Source organism: Variovorax sp. H27-G14, assembly GCF_046156345.1.
Taxonomy (GTDB): Bacteria; Pseudomonadota; Gammaproteobacteria; order Burkholderiales; family Burkholderiaceae_C; genus Variovorax.
On the sequence record NZ_JAYLVN010000001.1, the window covers coordinates 60,108 to 76,120 of the forward strand.

Here is a 16,013-nt window from a genome sequence, read left to right on the forward strand (position 1 = left end):
AACCTGATGCATTGAGGGGCGGTTTCTGGTCAAGTCGCACCCCATGACGATGCACATCTACTCCGGCCCCCTCAGCATGTTCGGCGCCAAGGTCGAGATTGCGGCGCGCGAAAAAGGCGTGCCTTTCGAACTGACCATGGTGCCCTTCACCAAAGACGACGCCTACGAGCCCAAGCACCCGGAGGTGCTTCGGGTCAACCCGGTGAAGCAGCAGGTGCCGGTGCTGACGGACAGCAGCGACGACACCGACCGCGTAGAGAGCGGCGTGGGCGGCGTGGGCGGCGTGGCGCTGTTCGACTCGACGCAGATCTTCGAGTACCTCGAAGACCGCTACCCCGCCCCAGCGCATCTCGCGCTGTGGCCCGCGGGCATTGCCGAGCGCGCCCGCGCGCGGCAGCTGGAGCACCAGTCTGACGAGGTGTTCTTTCCCAACGTCATTCGGCTCTTCGGCCTGCAGCACGACATGAAGAGCGCCCCGGCGGTTGCGGCCTGCGCCGCCTGCGCGCGCTTCTACGAAACGCTCGAAGCGCAGCTCGCCACGCGCGAGTACCTGGCCGGGCCCTACTCTTTTGCCGACATCGCCTTCTACATGGCCTGCGTGTTCGCCGACCGCAAGGGCGCCGGCATGACCGAGGCCACGCCGCGCCTGCTGGCCTGGCGCGAGCGTGTGGGCGCACGGCCCGCGGTGCGCGCGGTGGTCGACCCGATGATGCGTTTCCTGGCCTCGCAGGGGCGCGGCGTGCCGACATTCCTGCAGCGCTGAAAGCGTTCGAACAGGGGCCGCGGCGCAACGCTGAGGCATCATCGGCCCATGCCTACTGCAAGCGTCTCAAGGTTTGACTGGCTGCCCTCTCCTTCGCAGCATTTCCTCGTCGTCACTTTCGCGTTGCTGGTCTATGTGCTGACCACCCGCGCGCGCCGCGAGCAGCGCGCGCCCACCACGGCCATCGCCTGGGTCATGGGGCTGGTGCTGATGCCCTACCTCCTCCTGCCGATGTACCTGCTGTTCGGCCAGCGCAAGCTGCGCCCGGCCGGCTCGCCCCGGCCACCGCGCTCCGTGCCACCGGGCCACTGGGCGGCCGACCTGATCGAGAGCTTCGGCCTGGCCGCGCCGGGGCGTTGCGCCATCCGCATGCATGCCGACGGCGAGGCCGCGCGCGAGGCGCTGTGGCGGGTGATCGACGGCGCGCAGGAGCGCATCGACGTGTGCACCTTCATCATCGGCAACGACGCGCTCGGCCATGCCGTGCTCGACCGGCTGGCCCAGCGCGCGCGCGAAGGCGTCAAGGTGCGGGTGCTGCTGGACGGCTTTGGCGCCCTTTCATTGCCGCGCCATCACTTCGACCGGCTGCGCGCGGCCGGCGGCGAGGTGGCCGTGTTTCGCCCCTTCTTCAGCCTGCGCCGCATCGGGCCGCGCAACCTGCGCAACCACCGCAAGTTCACCATTGCGGACGACAGCTGGCTGTGGTCGGGCGGGCGCAACCTGGCCGGCGAATACTTCACCGGCAACGACAAACACCCGCAGGCCTGGCTCGACCTGTCGTTCGACCTGCGCGGCAGCGTGGCCGCCGCGGCGGCGCGCCAGTTCGACCACGACTGGAGCTCCGTGAGCAGCCGCAAGGCCCGCGCCATCACCTGCGACGACATGCCCGAAGGCCCGGGCACCGCCATGGCGCAGTTCCTGCCGAGCGGCCCCGACCAGACCGAAGACACCGCGCATGCGCTGCTGATCGACGCGTGCTTTCGGGCCGAGCACCGCATCCTGGCGATCACCCCGTACTTCGTGCCCGGCGACGGCCTGCGCGATGCGCTGCGGCTGGCCGCACGGCGCGGCGTGCAGGTCACCATCGCCATGCCCGCGCAGTCGAACCACCGGCTGGCCGACTTCGTGCGCGCACGCGCCATGCGCGACCTGGCGCGCGCCGGCGTGAGCTTTCGCATGCTGCCCTTCATGGCGCACGCCAAGGCGGTGGTGGTCGATGAAGAGCTGGCCCTGTGCGGCTCCATCAACCTCGACCTGCGCAGCCTGCTGCTGAACCACGAGGCGGCCGTGGTGTTCTACGGCGCCGACGAAATCGACTGGCTGGCCGAGTGGATCGAGACCACCGCCTCGGCCGGCGAGCCCTACCGCGCGCGGCGCCCGGGGCTGATGCGCGACGTGGTCGAAGGGCTGCTGCTGACGGTCGCTTTCCAGTTGTAATGTTCGGTGCACAGATGCAACGCTTGTGCAACCAATAGAACGCCAACCTTAAAATGCCCACCGGTTTCGGTGGTTGACACGCTGGCCTGCCGCTGAATTGTTTGCCGGCCGGCGCTGGCAAATGCCCTGAGCCCCCTGCGTCGCGGGGCCGCCCGCCCCGGGCCCGGCATGTTGCACGTGCCCACCCAGGCGCCCCTTTGGTTTGAGTTTCATGCCCCGGCGCCGGGGAACGACCGATGCGAGCCTTCTTCTCGCTCATTTCAAGGGTGACGCGGATGACACGGGCGACGCGGATCCACGTGTCGCTTCTGCTGCCAGTTCTGCTCGCGCTCTCTGGAATGCCGACTGCTTTCGCAGCCATGGACGACATAGGCCGCGCCGCGCCCAGCACGCACCGCCTGAAGTTCATCGTCGACCCCGCGCTGGCCGCCGACATCGGCGCCGCCGAGGCCGGCCGCCGGCTCGCGCAGTACGTGGCCGACGTCAACACCGTGTTCACGCGCGAAACCGTGCGCAGCTTCGTCTTCGACCCCAGCGCCGATCTGCAGCTGGTGCTGCCCGCCACCGCCCCGCAGTGCAGCTACAGCGGCCTGGTCAATGGCGAGGTGGTGGTGTGCATCGGCAAATCAGCGCGCGGCTACAGCCACGGCGGGCTTTCCACCAGCTGGACCTTTCCGCAGAAGGGCGTGACCTGGAACCTGAACTGGGTGGCCATTCACGACCCGCTTCGCCTGTCGCGCGCGCCCAGCGCGGCGGCGCCCGAGTCCACCGAGAAGGACTACCTGGGCCGACAGCTCAAGACCCTGCTGCACGAGCTGGAGCATGTGTTTGGCGCCGGCGCGGGCGAGTACTACAACGGCATTGCCGTGACCGACACCACCGGCGTGGCGCCCATCGCCGACCTGGCCCTGGCCAACGACAGCGACCGCTACTGGTGGACCCGCCAGAGCTGGCGCCTCGACCCGCTGCTGGGCAGCGTGTTCGAGCAGCGCCTGAACCCGGCGGCCAACCGCATCGCCACGCTGGAGATGATTCGCTTCACGCCCGGCACCAAGGCCAACATCGACACCGACTGGACCGACTGGCCCAAGCTGGGCAGCTCCAAGTTCATGGCCGGCACCACCGCCACCCAGGTGCGCGTGACCGACCGCGACAGCGGCGCAGCGCTGGCCGGCGCGCAGGTGACGGTGTGGCGCAACCCGGGTAACGGCAAGCCGCTGGTGATGCTGGTGACCGGCGTGGCCGATGCAGCAGGCCGCTTCGTCTTCGACTGGGACTGCGGCTTCAGCTGCTTTGCCGTGGGCAAGACCACGCTGCTGGTGAAGGCGCATGCGCAGAGCCGCGCGCCGGGCGCGAGCTGGTTCACCATCTTCGATGCGTTCGAGCAGAAGGCCGTGCAGGGCCAGGGCATGTTCACCATCGACCTGGCGCTGGGCGGCATCGACGTGACGCCGCCCACCGTTTCGCTGGCCGCGCCTTCCACGGCCACGGTGGGCCAACCCACCGTGATTGCGCCGGCGGTGATCGACAACGTGGGCGTATGGGGCGTCAAGGTGCTGGGCAGCGACAGCATTCCCATCTGCACCTTCACTGCCCCGCCCTACACCTGCAGCTGGACGCCCACGAGCGCGGGCATGCAGACGATTCGGGTGGTGGGCGTGGACGCCGCGGGCAACAGCACGGTGGCGTCGGCCCAGGTCATCGTGCAGCCGCCTTCCATTGCCACACCACCGGTGGTCGCCATGGCGATACCCCCGGCAGCCACGGCCAAGGCCCCTGCGCAGTTGGAGGCCGATGCATCGGCCGGCGTGGCGCAACTGAGCTTCATCGTCGACGGCAAGACCGTGTGCAGCCTGCGGGCCGCGCCCTTCTCTTGCCGCTGGACGCCATCGGCTGCGGGCTACGCCAACATCGAGGCGCGCGCGGTGGATGCGGCGGGCAACACCGCCAGCGTGTCCGCGGTGACGCGCGTCACGCCCCAGGCGTCGTTTTCTTCTGCTTCACCGCCTTCTTCGACTGGTTCTTCTTCGACTGGTTCTTCTTCTCGCTCTTCGCCTCTTTGAGTTCCTGCGGCATCGGCGTGTTGGTAAAGCTCACGTTGCCCAGCCCCGTACCGATGGTCAGCACGCCCCAGTGCTTCACGTCGCGCATGAAGGGCAGCTCGCTCAGGCCCTGCACCACCGCGTCGTTGTGCATCAGCACCAGCATCGGGTCGGCGCCCAGCATCAGCATGCGGCGCCACACGGCGGTGGGCAGATGGAAGGCATGGCTTTCCCAATCGCCGGGCAGGTTCTGCGCGCCGCGCGCAATGGAGCCGTCGGAGCGAATGAGCCCCGGGCAGCCGATGCCGATGAAGGGCGCCAGCCGAATCTTCTTGCGCTCGCTGTAGCGCACCATGTCCATCAGCATGTCGGCGATGTGCTCGACCATGAAGCTGCGGTTGGGGCCTTCGTCGGCATGGCGCCATTTCTCACGCCGCACCACCTCCGCGCGCGAGAAGTCTTGCGTCTTGCGGTAGCGCGTCTTCACGATGCCGCAGCGCACGTTGGTGCCGCCAATGTCCACTGCAAGGATGGCGTCGTACTTCTTCAGCAGCGCCTCGGGCGTGAGGTGCACCCAGCCGATCAACCCGCCGTCGTCCACGTTGTGCGACAACCGGCCCAGCTGCACATGCAGGCCCAGTTCTTCAAGGATGGCGCCGGTCTGCAGCACCGCGCGCTCGCCCACGTCGCTCTCCGGAAAACCGCCGCCGATCACGATGCGTTCCACCTTCTGCCACGACGGCTGGCGCAGAAAGCGCTGGATCACCGAGGCCAGTTCTTCCGTGAACTCCTCGATCACGCCGTGCATCACATCGGCAGCCTCCGAGGCCTTCTTGGCGCTGAGTGCGCGGTCGAGGTCCTTCTTGCTCAGGTCGCGCGAATGCAGCTCGCCCAGTGGGTCCTTGCCGTTCTTGCGGCGGCGCTTGCGCCAGCGCTCCAGCAGTTCCCTGAACGCGGTCTGGCTGGCCTGGTCGCCGACAAAACCGTCCTTGTCGCGCAGCTGCAGGCTGTAGCCATCGACATGCACGCCGGGCAGTTCGCGCAGGCCGTGCACGTCGGCGGCGGGCAACGGATCGGGCCGGTCGGCAGCAGGTTCGGAGGGACGTGCGACCGGCTTTGCGGGCTGTGGAGATGAGGTCTTCATGAAACAGAATGATGCGCGCCCAAGGCACGCCGGCGCATCGGTTGCGCGCACGACGGCGTGTAGGAGATTGGCGGGTACGCCGAACGCGGCGTTGTCTATAAACTGCCCGCGATGCACCCCTTGCCTAGCTTGCACCGCTTGCACCGCCGCTCCAGCCTTCGCTTCTGGCACCTCGCATCGCTGCTCTTGCTGAGCTGGTTCGGCATGGCTTGCGCCGCGCAGGCTGCCGATGACACCTTGCGCGTCGGCTCCAAGCGCTTCACCGAGTCGTACATCCTGGCCGAGCTTTTGGCGCAGACCGCCGCGCCGCACACCGCGTCGCCACCCGTCGTGCGCCAGGGCCTTGGCAACACCGCCATCGTGTACGAGGCGCTGCGCTCCGGCGCCATCGACATGTACGCCGAATACACCGGCACCATCGCGCAGGAGATCCTCAAGGGCCAGCCGGCGGACACGCGCGAGGCCATGAACGCGTCGCTCGCGCCGCTGGGCCTGGGCGTGGCCATTCCATTGGGCTTCAACGACGGATACGCCCTGGCGGTGCGTGCCGCCGATGCCGACAAGCTCGGCCTGCGTACCTTGAGCGACCTGGCGAAGCACCCCACGCTCAAGCTCGGCCTGTCGAACGAATTCATCGGCCGCGCCGACGGCTGGAAGGGCCTGGCGCAGCGCTACGGTTTCACGCAGGTGCCGAACGGCCTGGACCACGGCCTGGCCTATGACGCGTTGGCTGCAAAGCAGATCGACGTGATCGACATCTACACCACCGACGCGAAGATCGAGCAGCTCGGCCTGCGCGTGCTGGAGGACGACAAGAAATACTTTCCGCGCTACGACGCCGTGGTGCTCTACAAGCTCGACCTGCCCACGCGCCTGCCGCAGGCGTGGGCTGCGATGAAGACGCTGGAAGGCAAGGTCGACGAGCACGCGATGATCGCGATGAACGCGCGTGCCGAGCTGCAGAGCGTGCCCTTCGACACGATTGCGCGCGACTTTCTTGCAAGCACGGGCAAGGACGCGAAAACACAAGCGCAGGCACAGCCCCAGGAGGCACGCCGCGGCTTCATGGCCAAGCTGTTCGGCCCCGACCTGTGGAAGCTGGCGCGGCAGCACTTGTTGCTGGTGGCGGTGTCGGTGGGCATCGCCATTCTCATCGGCGTGCCGATCGCGATTCTGGTGTTCCCGCATGTGCGCTTGCGCGCGGTGGTGCTGGGGCTGGCCAGCCTGATGCAGACGGTGCCGTCGCTGGCGTTGTTGGCGGTGTTGATCTCGATGCTCGGCGCCATCGGAGCCTTGCCGGCGTTGATTGCGCTGACGCTGTATTCGCTGTTGCCGATCATGCGCAACACGGTGACGGGCCTGACGGAGGTGCCGCAGGGTCTGCGCCTGGCGGGCACGGCGCTGGGCATGACGCCGCCGCAGAGTCTTCGCCTGGTGTTGTTGCCGCTCGCTTTGCCGACGTTGTTGGCGGGCGTGAGAACGGCGACGGCCATCGCCATCGGCACCGCGACCATCGCCGCCTTCATTGGCGCGGGCGGGTTCGGTGAGCGCATCGTGACGGGTCTTGCCTTGAACGACCGTGAGCTTTTGATAGCGGGTGCGTTGCCGGCTGCGGCGTTGGCGTTGATCAGTGAAGGGGTGTTCGAGCTGATCGAGTTCTTGATGCGTCGGGGGCGGAAGGCGGCGTCGTCTTGAGTGTTGTTGCGGGAGTCATTCAGGGCGACGCTCACGCCGACGGGGTGCCTTGCTCCGCGAATGTCCCCCGGGGCTTCGCCCCTCCTCCTTTATTTCGCTGCGCAAGGCACCCCATCGGCGTGAGCGTTGGACAGAGCAGTGGTTGATCGCGCGATCACTCAGAACGTGCCCAGGTGCACAGGGCGTCGGGTGCTCCCGCAGCGAAATAAAGGAGGAGGCCGCAGGCCGGGGGACATTCGCGGAGGGGAGCACCCGGCGGCCTGTGCACACGCCCTGAATGAACGTAACAGCGCCCAAACGACGGAGCCCAAAAAAACAAAAGCCCCCAAAAGGGGGCTTCCAAAAACCAGCAAAAAATCAAGCCAACGTATAGGCAGTCTTCACAGTAGTGAAGAACTCCTGCGCGTACTTGCCCTGCTCACGCGGACCATAACTCGACCCCTTGCGACCGCCGAACGGCACGTGGTAATCGACACCCGCCGTCGGCAGGTTAACCATCACCATGCCCGCCTGACTGTGACGCTTGAAGTGCGTCGCGTACTTCAGTGACGTGGTGGCGATGCCGGCGGACAGACCGAACTCCGTGTCATTCGCCGTGGCCAATGCCTCCTCGTAATTTTTTACCCGAATCACACTCGCCACCGGGCCGAAGATCTCTTCCTTGTTGATGCGCATCGCCGCAGCCGATTCGCTGAACAACGCCGGCGACATGTAGTAGCCATCCGTCTCCAGCTTCAACAGCTCGCCACCCGCCGCCAACGTGGCGCCCTCGCCCTTGCCGATGGCGACGTACTCCATGTCCTGGTCGAGCTGCGACTTCGACGACACCGGGCCCACATCGGTCCCTTGCGCCAAAGCATCGCCCACCTTGATCTTGGCCATGCGAGCCTTCATCGCCTCGATGAACTTCGGATAGATGCCTTCGGTGACGATCAGGCGGCTCGAGGCCGTGCAACGCTGACCGGTCGAATAGAACGCGCTCTGCACGCTCAGCTCCACCGCCTGCGCCAGGTCGGCGTCGTCAAGAATCACCTGTGGGTTCTTGCCGCCCATTTCGAGCTGCACCTTCTTGTGGTTGGTGACGCACTGGATCGCGATATTGCGGCCCACGCCCACCGAGCCCGTGAAGCTGATCGCATGAATGCCGGGGTGCTTGACCAGCGCCTCGCCGATCACGCTGCCGCGGCCCATCACCAGATTGAACACGCCAGCCGGAATGCCCGAGCGGCTGATGATTTCGCTCAGCGCCCAGGCGCTGCCCGGCACCAGGTCCGCGGGCTTGAGCACCACGCAATTGCCGAAGGCCAGCGCAGGCGCGATCTTCCAGGCCGGAATGGCGATGGGGAAGTTCCACGGCGTGATGAGGCCGACCACGCCGACCGGCTCGCGTGTGATCTCGACGCCGATGTTCGGCCGCACCGAAGGCAGCAGCTCGCCCGACAGGCGCAGGCACTCGCCCGCGAAGAACTTGAAGATTTGCCCCGCGCGCGCGGCTTCGCCCATGCCTTCAGCCTTGGTCTTGCCTTCTTCGCGCGCCAGCAGCGTGCCCAGCTCTTCCTTGCGCGCGAGGATCTCGGTGCCGATCTTGTCGAGCGCGTCGGAGCGCGCCTGGATGCTGCCCGTGGCCCAGGCCGGGAAGGCTGCGGTGGCGGCTGCCACGGCGGCGTCTACATGTGCGGCGTCGCCCTGGGTGTACTGGCCGAGCACGTCGGACAGGTTGCTCGGGTTGATGTTGGCGCTGTAGCTTGCGCCAGCACGCCATTCGCCGGCGATGAGGTTGTCGAAGTTCTGCATTGCGTCGTTTCCTTCAGCGCACCATGCACGGGCGCTTGTTGTCGAAAGTCCAGTTGGGAATCAGATATTGCATCGCCTGCGCATCGTTGCGTGCGCCCAGGCCGTGCTTCAAATAAAGCTGGTGCGCCTTCTCGACCTCGACCATGTCGAGCTCCACGCCCAGGCCGCCGCGCGTGGGCACCTGCACGAAGCCGCTTTCGATCTGCAGAGGCGCCTTGGTGAGGCGTTGGCCGTCCTGCCAGATCCAGTGCGTGTCGATGGCCGTCACCTTGCCCGGTGCGGCAGCCGCCACGTGCGTGAACATCGCGAGCGACACATCGAAGTGGTTGTTCGAATGCGAACCCCAGGTCAGGCCCCAGGCCTGGCACAGCTGCGCCACGCGCACCGAGCCCTGCATGGTCCAGAAGTGCGGGTCGGCCAGCGGAATGTCGACCGACTGCAGCGACAGGCTGTGCACCAGCTCGCGCCAGTCGGTGGCAACCATGTTGGTGGCGGTGGGCAGGCCGGTGGCGCGGCGAAATTCCGCCATCACCTCGCGGCCCGAGAACACGCCTTCGGCACCGCACGGGTCTTCGGCATAGGCCATCACGCCATGCAGGTCGCGGCACAGGCGAATCGCGTCCTGCAGCAGCCAGCCGCCGTTGGGGTCGAGCGTGACGCGGGCCTGCGGAAAGCGCTCGTGCAGCGCGCGGATGGCCTCGACCTCTTCCTCGCCGCGCAGCACGCCGCCCTTGAGCTTGAAGTCGGTGAAACCGTAACGCGCATGCGTGGCCTCGGCCAGGCGCACGATGGCCTCGGGCGTCATGGCTTCTTCATGGCGCAGGCGGAACCAGTCGTTGTCTGCGCCGGGGTCGGTCTGGTATGGCAGGTCGGTCTTTGTGCGGTCGCCCACGTAGAACAGGTAGCCCAGCATCTGCACCGCGTCGCGCTGCTGGCCTTCGCCGAGCAAGGCGGCCACCGGCACTTCGAGGAACTGGCCCAGCAGGTCGAGCAGCGCGGCTTCCACGGCGGTGACCGCATGGATGGTCACGCGCAGGTCGAAGGTCTGCTGGCCGCGCCCGCCGCTGTCGCGGTTGGCGAACTCGCGGCGCATGCTGTTGAGCACGGCGTTGTGGTTGCCGATGGGCTGGCCGACGATGAGGCTGCGCGCGTCTTCCAGCGTCTGGCGGATCTTTTCGCCGCCGGGCACTTCGCCCACGCCGGTGCGCCCGGCGCTGTCGGTCAGGATCAGCAGGTTGCGCGTGAAGAACGGGCCGTGCGCGCCGCTCAGGTTCATCAGCATGCCGTCGTGGCCCGCAACGGGAACCACGCGCATGGCGGTGATGGTGGGGGTCTGGTGGTGGCTCATGGGCGTCAGGTGCGAACGGCTTGGCGGGCCAACAGTTTCCAGCTTCCGCCCTGTTTTTGCCAGACCCCGAGGATCTTCAGCGCCACCTTGCCGGGCTTGCCCGAATCGTTGGTGTCGGCCGCGAGCGCGTGGCGCACGATGGCGGTGTTGGCGTCCACCACCTTGATGGTCTGCTCGGTGATGACGATGGTGACGAAGTCGGACTTGCCGTCCACCAGGTCGGCGATGAAGCTGGCCTTGGTGTCGACCTTGCCGCCCGAGTGGCCGTAGCTCAGGTCGTCGGCCACCAGCGCGCTCAGCGCCGCGGCGGTGGGGTCGATCATGGCGATGCGCAGGCGTTCGGCTGCAGCAGCCACTTCGGCCTGGGCAGAGGCCGCCGGCGCACCGCCGCCCGCGGGCATCATCGCGCAGCCGGAGAGCGTTGCGGCCGCGGCGGCCATGAGGAAGAACTTCTTGAGGGACATGTCGTCTTGTCTCGGTTGTTGTTGCTGTCGTTTTTCACCGGCCGACCTGCCGACCGGCGCACCGCCGCAGGTTTTTTTGTTTTTACTGCGGGCCGAGCGCGTCGATCAGCGCCTTGAGCTCTTCCATCTCGGAGGGCTTCAGGTCGGTGAGCGGTGCGCGCACGGGGCCGGCGTCGTGGCCGACGATCTTGGCGCCGGCCTTCACGATGCTCACGGCGTAGCCGGGCGTGCGGTTGCGCAGCTCCAGGTAGGGCATGAAGAAGGTCTTCAGCAGGTGGTGCTGGGTCTTCAGGTCGTCGGCGGCCACGGCCTTGTAGAAGTCCATGGCGGTCTTCGGAATGAAGTTGAAGACAGCCGACGAGTACACCGGCGTGCCCATGGCCTTGTAGGCGGCTGCATAGACCTCGGCCGTGGGCAGGCCGCCCAGGTAGGCGAAGCGGTCACCCATGCGCTGGTAGATGGCGACCATGGCTTCGATGTCGCCGATGCCGTCCTTGAAGCCCACCAGGTTGGGGTTGCGCTCGGCCAGGCCGGCCAGCGTTTCGGGCTTGAGGCGGCTCGACGCGCGGTTGTAGACGATCACGCCAAACTTCACGCTCTTGCACACCGCTTCCACATGCGCGGCCAGACCTTCCTGGCCGGCTTCGGTGAGGTAGTGCGGCAGCAGCAGGATGCCGTGCGCGCCGGCCTTCTCGGCGGCTTGCGCGCACTGAATGGCAAAGCGCGTGGGGCCACCGGCGCCGGCAATGATGGGGACCACGCCGCGGCAGGTGTCGACCGCGGTCTTGATGATGCCGGGGTACTCCTCGCCCGTCAGCGAGAAGAACTCGCCCGTGCCGCCGGCCGCGAACAGCGCGCTCGCGCCGTAGGGCGCCAGCCATTCAAGGCGCTTGACGTAGCTTTGCGCGTTGAAGTCGCCGTTGCTGTCGAAGTCGGTCAACGGGAACGAAAGCAGGCCGGAGCCCATGATGGTCTTGAGTTCTTGCGGGTTCATGGGGAGAGTCCAGTGAAGGTTTGAAAAATGAAATGAAAGGACTGAAAAAGAAGCGAGGCCGGCCGCTCAGTCGAGCTTGACGTTGGCTTCCTTGATGACCTGCGCCCAGCGCGCGCGTTCCTTGGCGAAGAACTGGTCCTGCTCCGGCGAGGTCATGGTCACCACCTCGGCACCCTGGCCCGCGAGGCGGGCGCGGATGTCGGCCGTGCGAATGATGCGCACCAGCTCGCGGTTCAGTCGTGCGACCACCGCGTCGGGTACGCCGCGCGCCGCCACCACGCCTTGCCAGGTGCCCGACTCGTAGCCGGGCGCGCCCTGCTCCGCAATGGTCGGCACGTTGCCGATGAGCGGCATGCGCGTGGCCTTGGACACGGCAATCAGCTTGAGCTTGCCGGCCTGCACCTGCGGATAGGTGGCGAGCATGCCGTTCATCAGCACCTGGGTCTGGCCCGAAACGGTGTCGAGCACGGCCTGCACGCCGCCCTTGTAGGGCACGTATTCCCACTTGGCACCCACCTTGCGCTGCAGCTCGATGCCGGCCAGGTGCGCGGTGCTCCCACTGGCAGTCACGGCAAAGTTGAAGTCGCTCTTCTTCGACAGCTCGACCAGCTCCTTCAGCGAATTCGCCTGCACCGAGGGGTGCACCACCAGCAGGTGCGGCGAGTAGGCCAGCATGGCCACGCTGCGCAGGTCCTTCGACGGATCGAACGGCAGCTTGGGGTACAGCGACGGGCTGATGGCCAGCGCGCCCAGGTCGCACAGCATGAGGGTGTAGCCGTCGGCCGGCGCCTTGGCCAGCATGTCGGCGCCCAGGTTGCCGTTGGCGCCCGCGCGGTTGTCGATGATGACGGACTGCCCCAGCGCCTCCGACAGCGGCTGGCTGATGGAGCGCGCAATGATGTCCGACGAGCCGCCCGGGGGGTACGGCACGATGAGCTTGATGGGCCGCAAGGGCCAGTTGGCGCCCGCGCCTTGCGTGCCCTGCGCTGCTTGAGCGAAGGCGCGCACGGGCAGGCTGGCAGCCAGTGTGGTGGCAAGGGCGGCACCGAGTGCGCCGCGTCGGTTGATGGTCATGCTTGTCTCCTGATTGTTCGATGAGGTCACGGCCTCGCACGCTCCACCGTGCAAGTTATCAGTCATCGTACAACTACAAAAACAACTTGTCCAGATCGAGGGACAAGAAAAAGTCAGCGGGGCGAGCGACCAGGCGAAGGCGCGGCCGTGCCCGCGGCGCCCTGCCCTGCGCCGCCGGCATCGGCCTCGGCCTTGGCCTTTTGCTGCGCGGCTTCCTGCGCCATGCGCAGCCGCTCGCGGCTGTTGGTCAGGTGGATGCGCATGGCCGCGCGCGCCGACTCGGGGTCGCGCCGCGCAATGGCCGCGTAGATCTCTTCATGCTCGCGGTTCACGCGGCTCAGGTAAGGCGCCCCGCCCTCGTGCGTGCGAATGGCGCTGATGCGCGTGCGCGGAATCAGCGTGGTGCCCAGGTGCCGCATGATGTCCGCGAAGTACGGGTTGCCGGTCGACTGCGCAATCTGCAGGTGAAAGCGAAAGTCGGGCCCCACGGTGTCGCCGGCCACGGCCACGTTCTTCTCGAAGTCGTCGAGTGCATCGCGCATGGCCACCAGCTGTTCGTCGGTGCGGCGGCTGGCGGCCAAGCCGGCCGATTCGGTCTCCAGGCTGATGCGCAGCTCCAGCACGGCCAGCACGTCGACGGAGGCGGCAATTTCGCCAGGGTCGAGGCGAAACACACCGCTGGCGCGCGGCTGCAGCACGAAGGTGCCCACGCCGTGCAGCGTTTCGACCAGCCCGCCGGCCTGCAGCTTGGACAGCGCCTCGCGCACCACGGTGCGGCTCACGCCATAGGCCTGCATGATGGCCGACTCGGTCGGCAGCTTGTCGCCCGGTCGCAGCGACTGGCTGCGAATTTTCTCGCCCAGGTCTTCCACCAGACCGTGGGCCAGGCCACGGGCCTTCGGCCGCGGGCGACCCACGAACGCGGCGCCCGCCCCCAAGCCGCCCGGCGCGGTTTCCACCGGCGCCGCTGATACCAAGGGATTACCCGCAATCGACTGAACCATGGTCACGATGATAATCCCCAACAAGTTGTACGACAACAGATAACTTATCACTCAAATCGCTTGGAAGCCGCGCCGCAGGGCGCCTTCGGCTCCAGGAACGCACGACGCTCCGCACGGCATTCACATGAAGTATTCGCTCGACTTCGCTCCGCTGGCATCGTACTGGCCCGTTTTCATCAACGGTGCCTGGCTGACGCTGAAGATGACCGCGCTGGCGGTGGTCATCGGCGTTTGCATTGGCACGCTGGTGGCCTTTGCCAAGCGCAGCCAGATCAAGCCGCTGTCGCGCGCCTGCACCGTCTACATCGAGATCGTGCGCAACACGCCGTTCCTGGTGCAGATCTTCCTGCTGTACTTCGGCCTGGCCAGCTTCGGGGTACGCATGCCGACCTTCGCGGCCGCGGTGCTCGCAATGGTCATCAACATCGCGGCCTACGCCGCCGAGATCATTCGCGCCGGGCTGGAGTCGGTGCCGCGCGGGCAGATCGAGGCGGCCGAATGCCTGGGGCTGTCCAAGTGGCGCATCGGCTGGCACGTGATGCTGCAGCCGTCCATCGAGAAGGTGTACCCCGCCCTCACGAGCCAGTTCTTGCTGATGATGCAGGCCTCGGCCATGGCCTCGCAGATCTCGGCCGAAGAGCTCACGGCCATTGCCAACACGGTGCAGTCGGACACCTTCCGCTCGCTGGAGACCTACATCGTGGTGGCGGCGCTGTACCTGATGCTGTCGCTGTTCATCAAGCTGGTGACGTGGGCGCTGGGCGAGTACATGTTCCGCCGCCGCCGCGTCATTCGCCGGGCCACCGCGCAGGCGGGCAAGGCGCAGCCCACGGCTGCAGCGGTCACCGTGGCCGCGCACGGCGGTGCCGCATGAGCATCGGCCACTTTACCTTCACGCACCTGATGTACCTGGTGCAGTCGATCGGCTGGACGCTGCTGCTGTCTGCGCTCGCCTTTGTGCTGGGCGCCATCGGCGGCTTCGGGCTGATGCTCGCGCGCATCTCGCCGCGCACGTGGCTGCGCTGGTTCGCGGTGCTGTACATCGAGTGCATTCAGGGCATTCCGCTGCTGATCCTGCTGTTCATCGTGTACTTCGGGCTGTCGGTGTACGGCCTGTCGCTGCCCTCGCTGGTGGCCGCCGGGCTGGCGATGATGATCTACGTCAGCGCCTACCTGGGCGACATCTGGCGCGGCTGCATCGAGGCCATGCCCAAGCCGCAATGGGAGGCGTCCGAATGCCTGGCCTTCTCGCGCTGGCAAACGCTGCGCCTGGTGATCATTCCGCAGGCGGTGCGCCTGTCGCTGCCGCCCACGGTCGGCTTTCTGGTGCAGATCATCAAGATGACCTCGCTGGCCTCGGTGATCGGCTTCGTCGAGCTCACGCGCGCCGGGCAAATCATCAACAACACCATCTTCCAGCCCTTCCTGGTTTTCTTCCTGGTCGGTGCTTTCTATTTCGCCCTGTGCTATCCGCTGTCGCGTTGGAGCGAAGCGATGGAGAAGAAGCTCAATGTCGCCAATCGTTAAGCTGGACCACGTCTACAAGAGCTTTGGGGCCAATCAGGTTCTGAAGGGCGTTTCGTTCGAGGTCGCCAAGGGCGAGATGCTCGCCATCATCGGCGCCAGCGGCTCGGGCAAGAGCACGGCGCTGCGCTGCATCGACCGGCTGGAAGTGATCGACAAGGGCACCATCGAGGTCTGCGGCATGCGCGTGGACAGCCCCGGCGTCGACCTGAAGCAGTTGCGCCTTGAAGTGGGCATCGTGTTCCAGAGCTACAACCTGTTCCCCCACCTCACGGTGCAGGAGAACATCATGCTGGCGCTGCGCCACGTGAAGAAGCAGTCGCGCGGCGAGGCGGCCGACGTGGCCGTTCGCGTGCTAGACCAGGTCGGCCTGAAGGCCAAGGCCGACGCCTACCCCGAACAACTCTCCGGCGGCCAGCAGCAGCGCGTGGCCATTGCGCGCTCGCTCGCAATGTCGCCCAAGGTGATGCTGTTCGACGAGGTCACCTCCGCGCTCGACCCGCAGCTCACCGGCGAGGTGCTGCGCGTGATGGAAGACCTTGCGGCCGGCGGCATGACCATGCTGCTGGTCACGCACGAAATGGCCTTTGCCAAGCGCGTGGCCGACCGAATCATCTACATGCACCAGGGCACGGTCTGGGAGACCGGCCCCGGCGAAATGCTCGACGCGCCCAAGACGCAAGAGCTGCGCGCCTTTCTGAACAACGGGCTGTAGGCAGGCAGCCCGCGT

At 66.8% G+C, this 16,013-nt stretch carries 14 protein-coding genes; 7 read left to right on the forward strand and 7 right to left on the reverse strand.

From position 1 onward, the window contains the following. Positions 1-43 precede the first annotated feature (43 nt). The 3 genes from VLK31_RS00320 (at position 44) to VLK31_RS00330 (ending at position 4,263) form a co-directional block, all read left to right on the forward strand. The gene (locus tag VLK31_RS00320) at positions 44-763 is read left to right on the forward strand and encodes a glutathione S-transferase family protein (RefSeq protein ID WP_409166379.1); all 720 of its coding nucleotides are present in this window, start codon (positions 44-46) and stop codon (positions 761-763) included. A gap of 48 nt (positions 764-811) precedes the next feature. Beyond that, positions 812-2,200, forward strand: a complete 1,389-nt coding sequence (locus VLK31_RS00325) for a phospholipase D-like domain-containing protein (protein WP_409166380.1) — start codon at positions 812-814, stop codon at positions 2,198-2,200. A 359-nt stretch (positions 2,201-2,559) separates the two neighbouring features. Continuing rightward, positions 2,560-4,263, forward strand: a complete 1,704-nt coding sequence (locus tag VLK31_RS00330) for an Ig-like domain-containing protein (protein WP_409166381.1) — start codon at positions 2,560-2,562, stop codon at positions 4,261-4,263. Here VLK31_RS00330 and VLK31_RS00335 read toward each other — a convergent pair. Then, positions 4,172-5,386: an ROK family protein gene (locus tag VLK31_RS00335; RefSeq protein ID WP_409166382.1), complete on the reverse strand. Its 1,215-nt coding sequence runs from the start codon at positions 5,384-5,386 to the stop codon at positions 4,172-4,174. The two genes, VLK31_RS00330 and VLK31_RS00335, sit on opposite strands and share 92 nt — an antisense overlap. Before the next feature lie 204 nt (positions 5,387-5,590). Here VLK31_RS00335 and VLK31_RS00340 point away from each other — a divergent pair, with 204 nt between their 5' ends. Continuing rightward, the gene (locus VLK31_RS00340; protein ID WP_409167338.1) at positions 5,591-7,081 is read left to right on the forward strand and encodes a glycine betaine ABC transporter substrate-binding protein; all 1,491 of its coding nucleotides are present in this window, start codon (positions 5,591-5,593) and stop codon (positions 7,079-7,081) included. Positions 7,082-7,438: 357 nt separating this feature from the next. Here the strand turns inward: VLK31_RS00340 and VLK31_RS00345 are convergent, their stop codons facing one another. The 6 genes from VLK31_RS00345 to VLK31_RS00370 all read right to left on the reverse strand — a co-directional run bounded on the left by VLK31_RS00345 (position 7,439) and on the right by VLK31_RS00370 (position 13,759). Next, a complete protein-coding gene (locus tag VLK31_RS00345; protein ID WP_409166383.1) occupies positions 7,439-8,875 on the reverse strand; it encodes an aldehyde dehydrogenase family protein in 1,437 nt (478 codons plus the stop codon). A 13-nt stretch (positions 8,876-8,888) separates the two neighbouring features. Beyond that, positions 8,889-10,223: a glucarate dehydratase gene (gudD, locus tag VLK31_RS00350; RefSeq protein ID WP_409166384.1), complete on the reverse strand. Its 1,335-nt coding sequence runs from the start codon at positions 10,221-10,223 to the stop codon at positions 8,889-8,891. 5 nt (positions 10,224-10,228) lie between these two features. Then, positions 10,229-10,687 (reverse strand): nuclear transport factor 2 family protein, encoded by a 459-nt coding sequence (locus VLK31_RS00355; RefSeq protein ID WP_409166385.1) that lies wholly within the window; start codon positions 10,685-10,687, stop codon positions 10,229-10,231. Between the two features lie 82 nt (positions 10,688-10,769). Further along, positions 10,770-11,681 (reverse strand): 5-dehydro-4-deoxyglucarate dehydratase, encoded by a 912-nt coding sequence (kdgD, locus tag VLK31_RS00360; protein ID WP_409166386.1) that lies wholly within the window; start codon positions 11,679-11,681, stop codon positions 10,770-10,772. A gap of 66 nt (positions 11,682-11,747) precedes the next feature. Further along, complete coding sequence (locus tag VLK31_RS00365; protein ID WP_409166387.1) at positions 11,748-12,755, reverse strand: Bug family tripartite tricarboxylate transporter substrate binding protein; 1,008 nt, start codon at positions 12,753-12,755, stop codon at positions 11,748-11,750. A 113-nt stretch (positions 12,756-12,868) separates the two neighbouring features. Beyond that, positions 12,869-13,759, reverse strand: coding sequence for a FadR/GntR family transcriptional regulator (locus tag VLK31_RS00370; protein WP_409167339.1), 891 nt, complete (start codon positions 13,757-13,759; stop codon positions 12,869-12,871). Between the two features lie 124 nt (positions 13,760-13,883). Between VLK31_RS00370 and VLK31_RS00375 the strand changes: the two genes are divergently transcribed. From VLK31_RS00375 to VLK31_RS00385, 3 genes are read left to right on the forward strand one after another with little or no spacing between them, the layout of a single operon-like run. Next, positions 13,884-14,633: an amino acid ABC transporter permease gene (locus VLK31_RS00375; RefSeq protein WP_409166388.1), complete on the forward strand. Its 750-nt coding sequence runs from the start codon at positions 13,884-13,886 to the stop codon at positions 14,631-14,633. Beyond that, the gene (locus VLK31_RS00380; RefSeq protein ID WP_409166389.1) at positions 14,630-15,286 is read left to right on the forward strand and encodes an amino acid ABC transporter permease; all 657 of its coding nucleotides are present in this window, start codon (positions 14,630-14,632) and stop codon (positions 15,284-15,286) included. The genes VLK31_RS00375 and VLK31_RS00380 overlap by 4 nt, the downstream gene beginning before the upstream one ends. Then, entirely contained in the window at positions 15,270-15,998 is a 729-nt protein-coding gene (locus VLK31_RS00385) for an amino acid ABC transporter ATP-binding protein (protein ID WP_409166390.1), read from the forward strand. Before VLK31_RS00380 ends, VLK31_RS00385 begins: the two co-directional genes overlap by 17 nt. Positions 15,999-16,013: the final 15 nt, after the last annotated feature.

What these genes read in the sequence shown, in the direction of transcription:
- kdgD (WP_409166386.1), bottom strand. Translation starts at nt 11,681, where the DNA reads ATGAACCCGCAAGAACTCAAGACCATCATGGGCTCCGGCCTGCTTTCG.
- VLK31_RS00345 (WP_409166383.1), bottom strand. Translation starts at nt 8,875, where the DNA reads ATGCAGAACTTCGACAACCTCATCGCCGGCGAATGGCGTGCTGGCGCA.
- VLK31_RS00330 (WP_409166381.1), top strand. Translation starts at nt 2,560, where the DNA reads ATGGACGACATAGGCCGCGCCGCGCCCAGCACGCACCGCCTGAAGTTC.
- VLK31_RS00325 (WP_409166380.1), top strand. Translation starts at nt 812, where the DNA reads ATGCCTACTGCAAGCGTCTCAAGGTTTGACTGGCTGCCCTCTCCTTCG.
- VLK31_RS00380 (WP_409166389.1), top strand. Translation starts at nt 14,630, where the DNA reads ATGAGCATCGGCCACTTTACCTTCACGCACCTGATGTACCTGGTGCAG.
- gudD (WP_409166384.1), bottom strand. Translation starts at nt 10,223, where the DNA reads ATGAGCCACCACCAGACCCCCACCATCACCGCCATGCGCGTGGTTCCC.
- VLK31_RS00375 (WP_409166388.1), top strand. Translation starts at nt 13,884, where the DNA reads ATGAAGTATTCGCTCGACTTCGCTCCGCTGGCATCGTACTGGCCCGTT.
- VLK31_RS00335 (WP_409166382.1), bottom strand. Translation starts at nt 5,386, where the DNA reads ATGAAGACCTCATCTCCACAGCCCGCAAAGCCGGTCGCACGTCCCTCC.
- VLK31_RS00365 (WP_409166387.1), bottom strand. Translation starts at nt 12,755, where the DNA reads ATGACCATCAACCGACGCGGCGCACTCGGTGCCGCCCTTGCCACCACA.
- VLK31_RS00320 (WP_409166379.1), top strand. Translation starts at nt 44, where the DNA reads ATGACGATGCACATCTACTCCGGCCCCCTCAGCATGTTCGGCGCCAAG.
- VLK31_RS00340 (WP_409167338.1), top strand. Translation starts at nt 5,591, where the DNA reads ATGGCTTGCGCCGCGCAGGCTGCCGATGACACCTTGCGCGTCGGCTCC.
- VLK31_RS00355 (WP_409166385.1), bottom strand. Translation starts at nt 10,687, where the DNA reads ATGTCCCTCAAGAAGTTCTTCCTCATGGCCGCCGCGGCCGCAACGCTC.
- VLK31_RS00370 (WP_409167339.1), bottom strand. Translation starts at nt 13,759, where the DNA reads ATGGTTCAGTCGATTGCGGGTAATCCCTTGGTATCAGCGGCGCCGGTG.
- VLK31_RS00385 (WP_409166390.1), top strand. Translation starts at nt 15,270, where the DNA reads ATGTCGCCAATCGTTAAGCTGGACCACGTCTACAAGAGCTTTGGGGCC.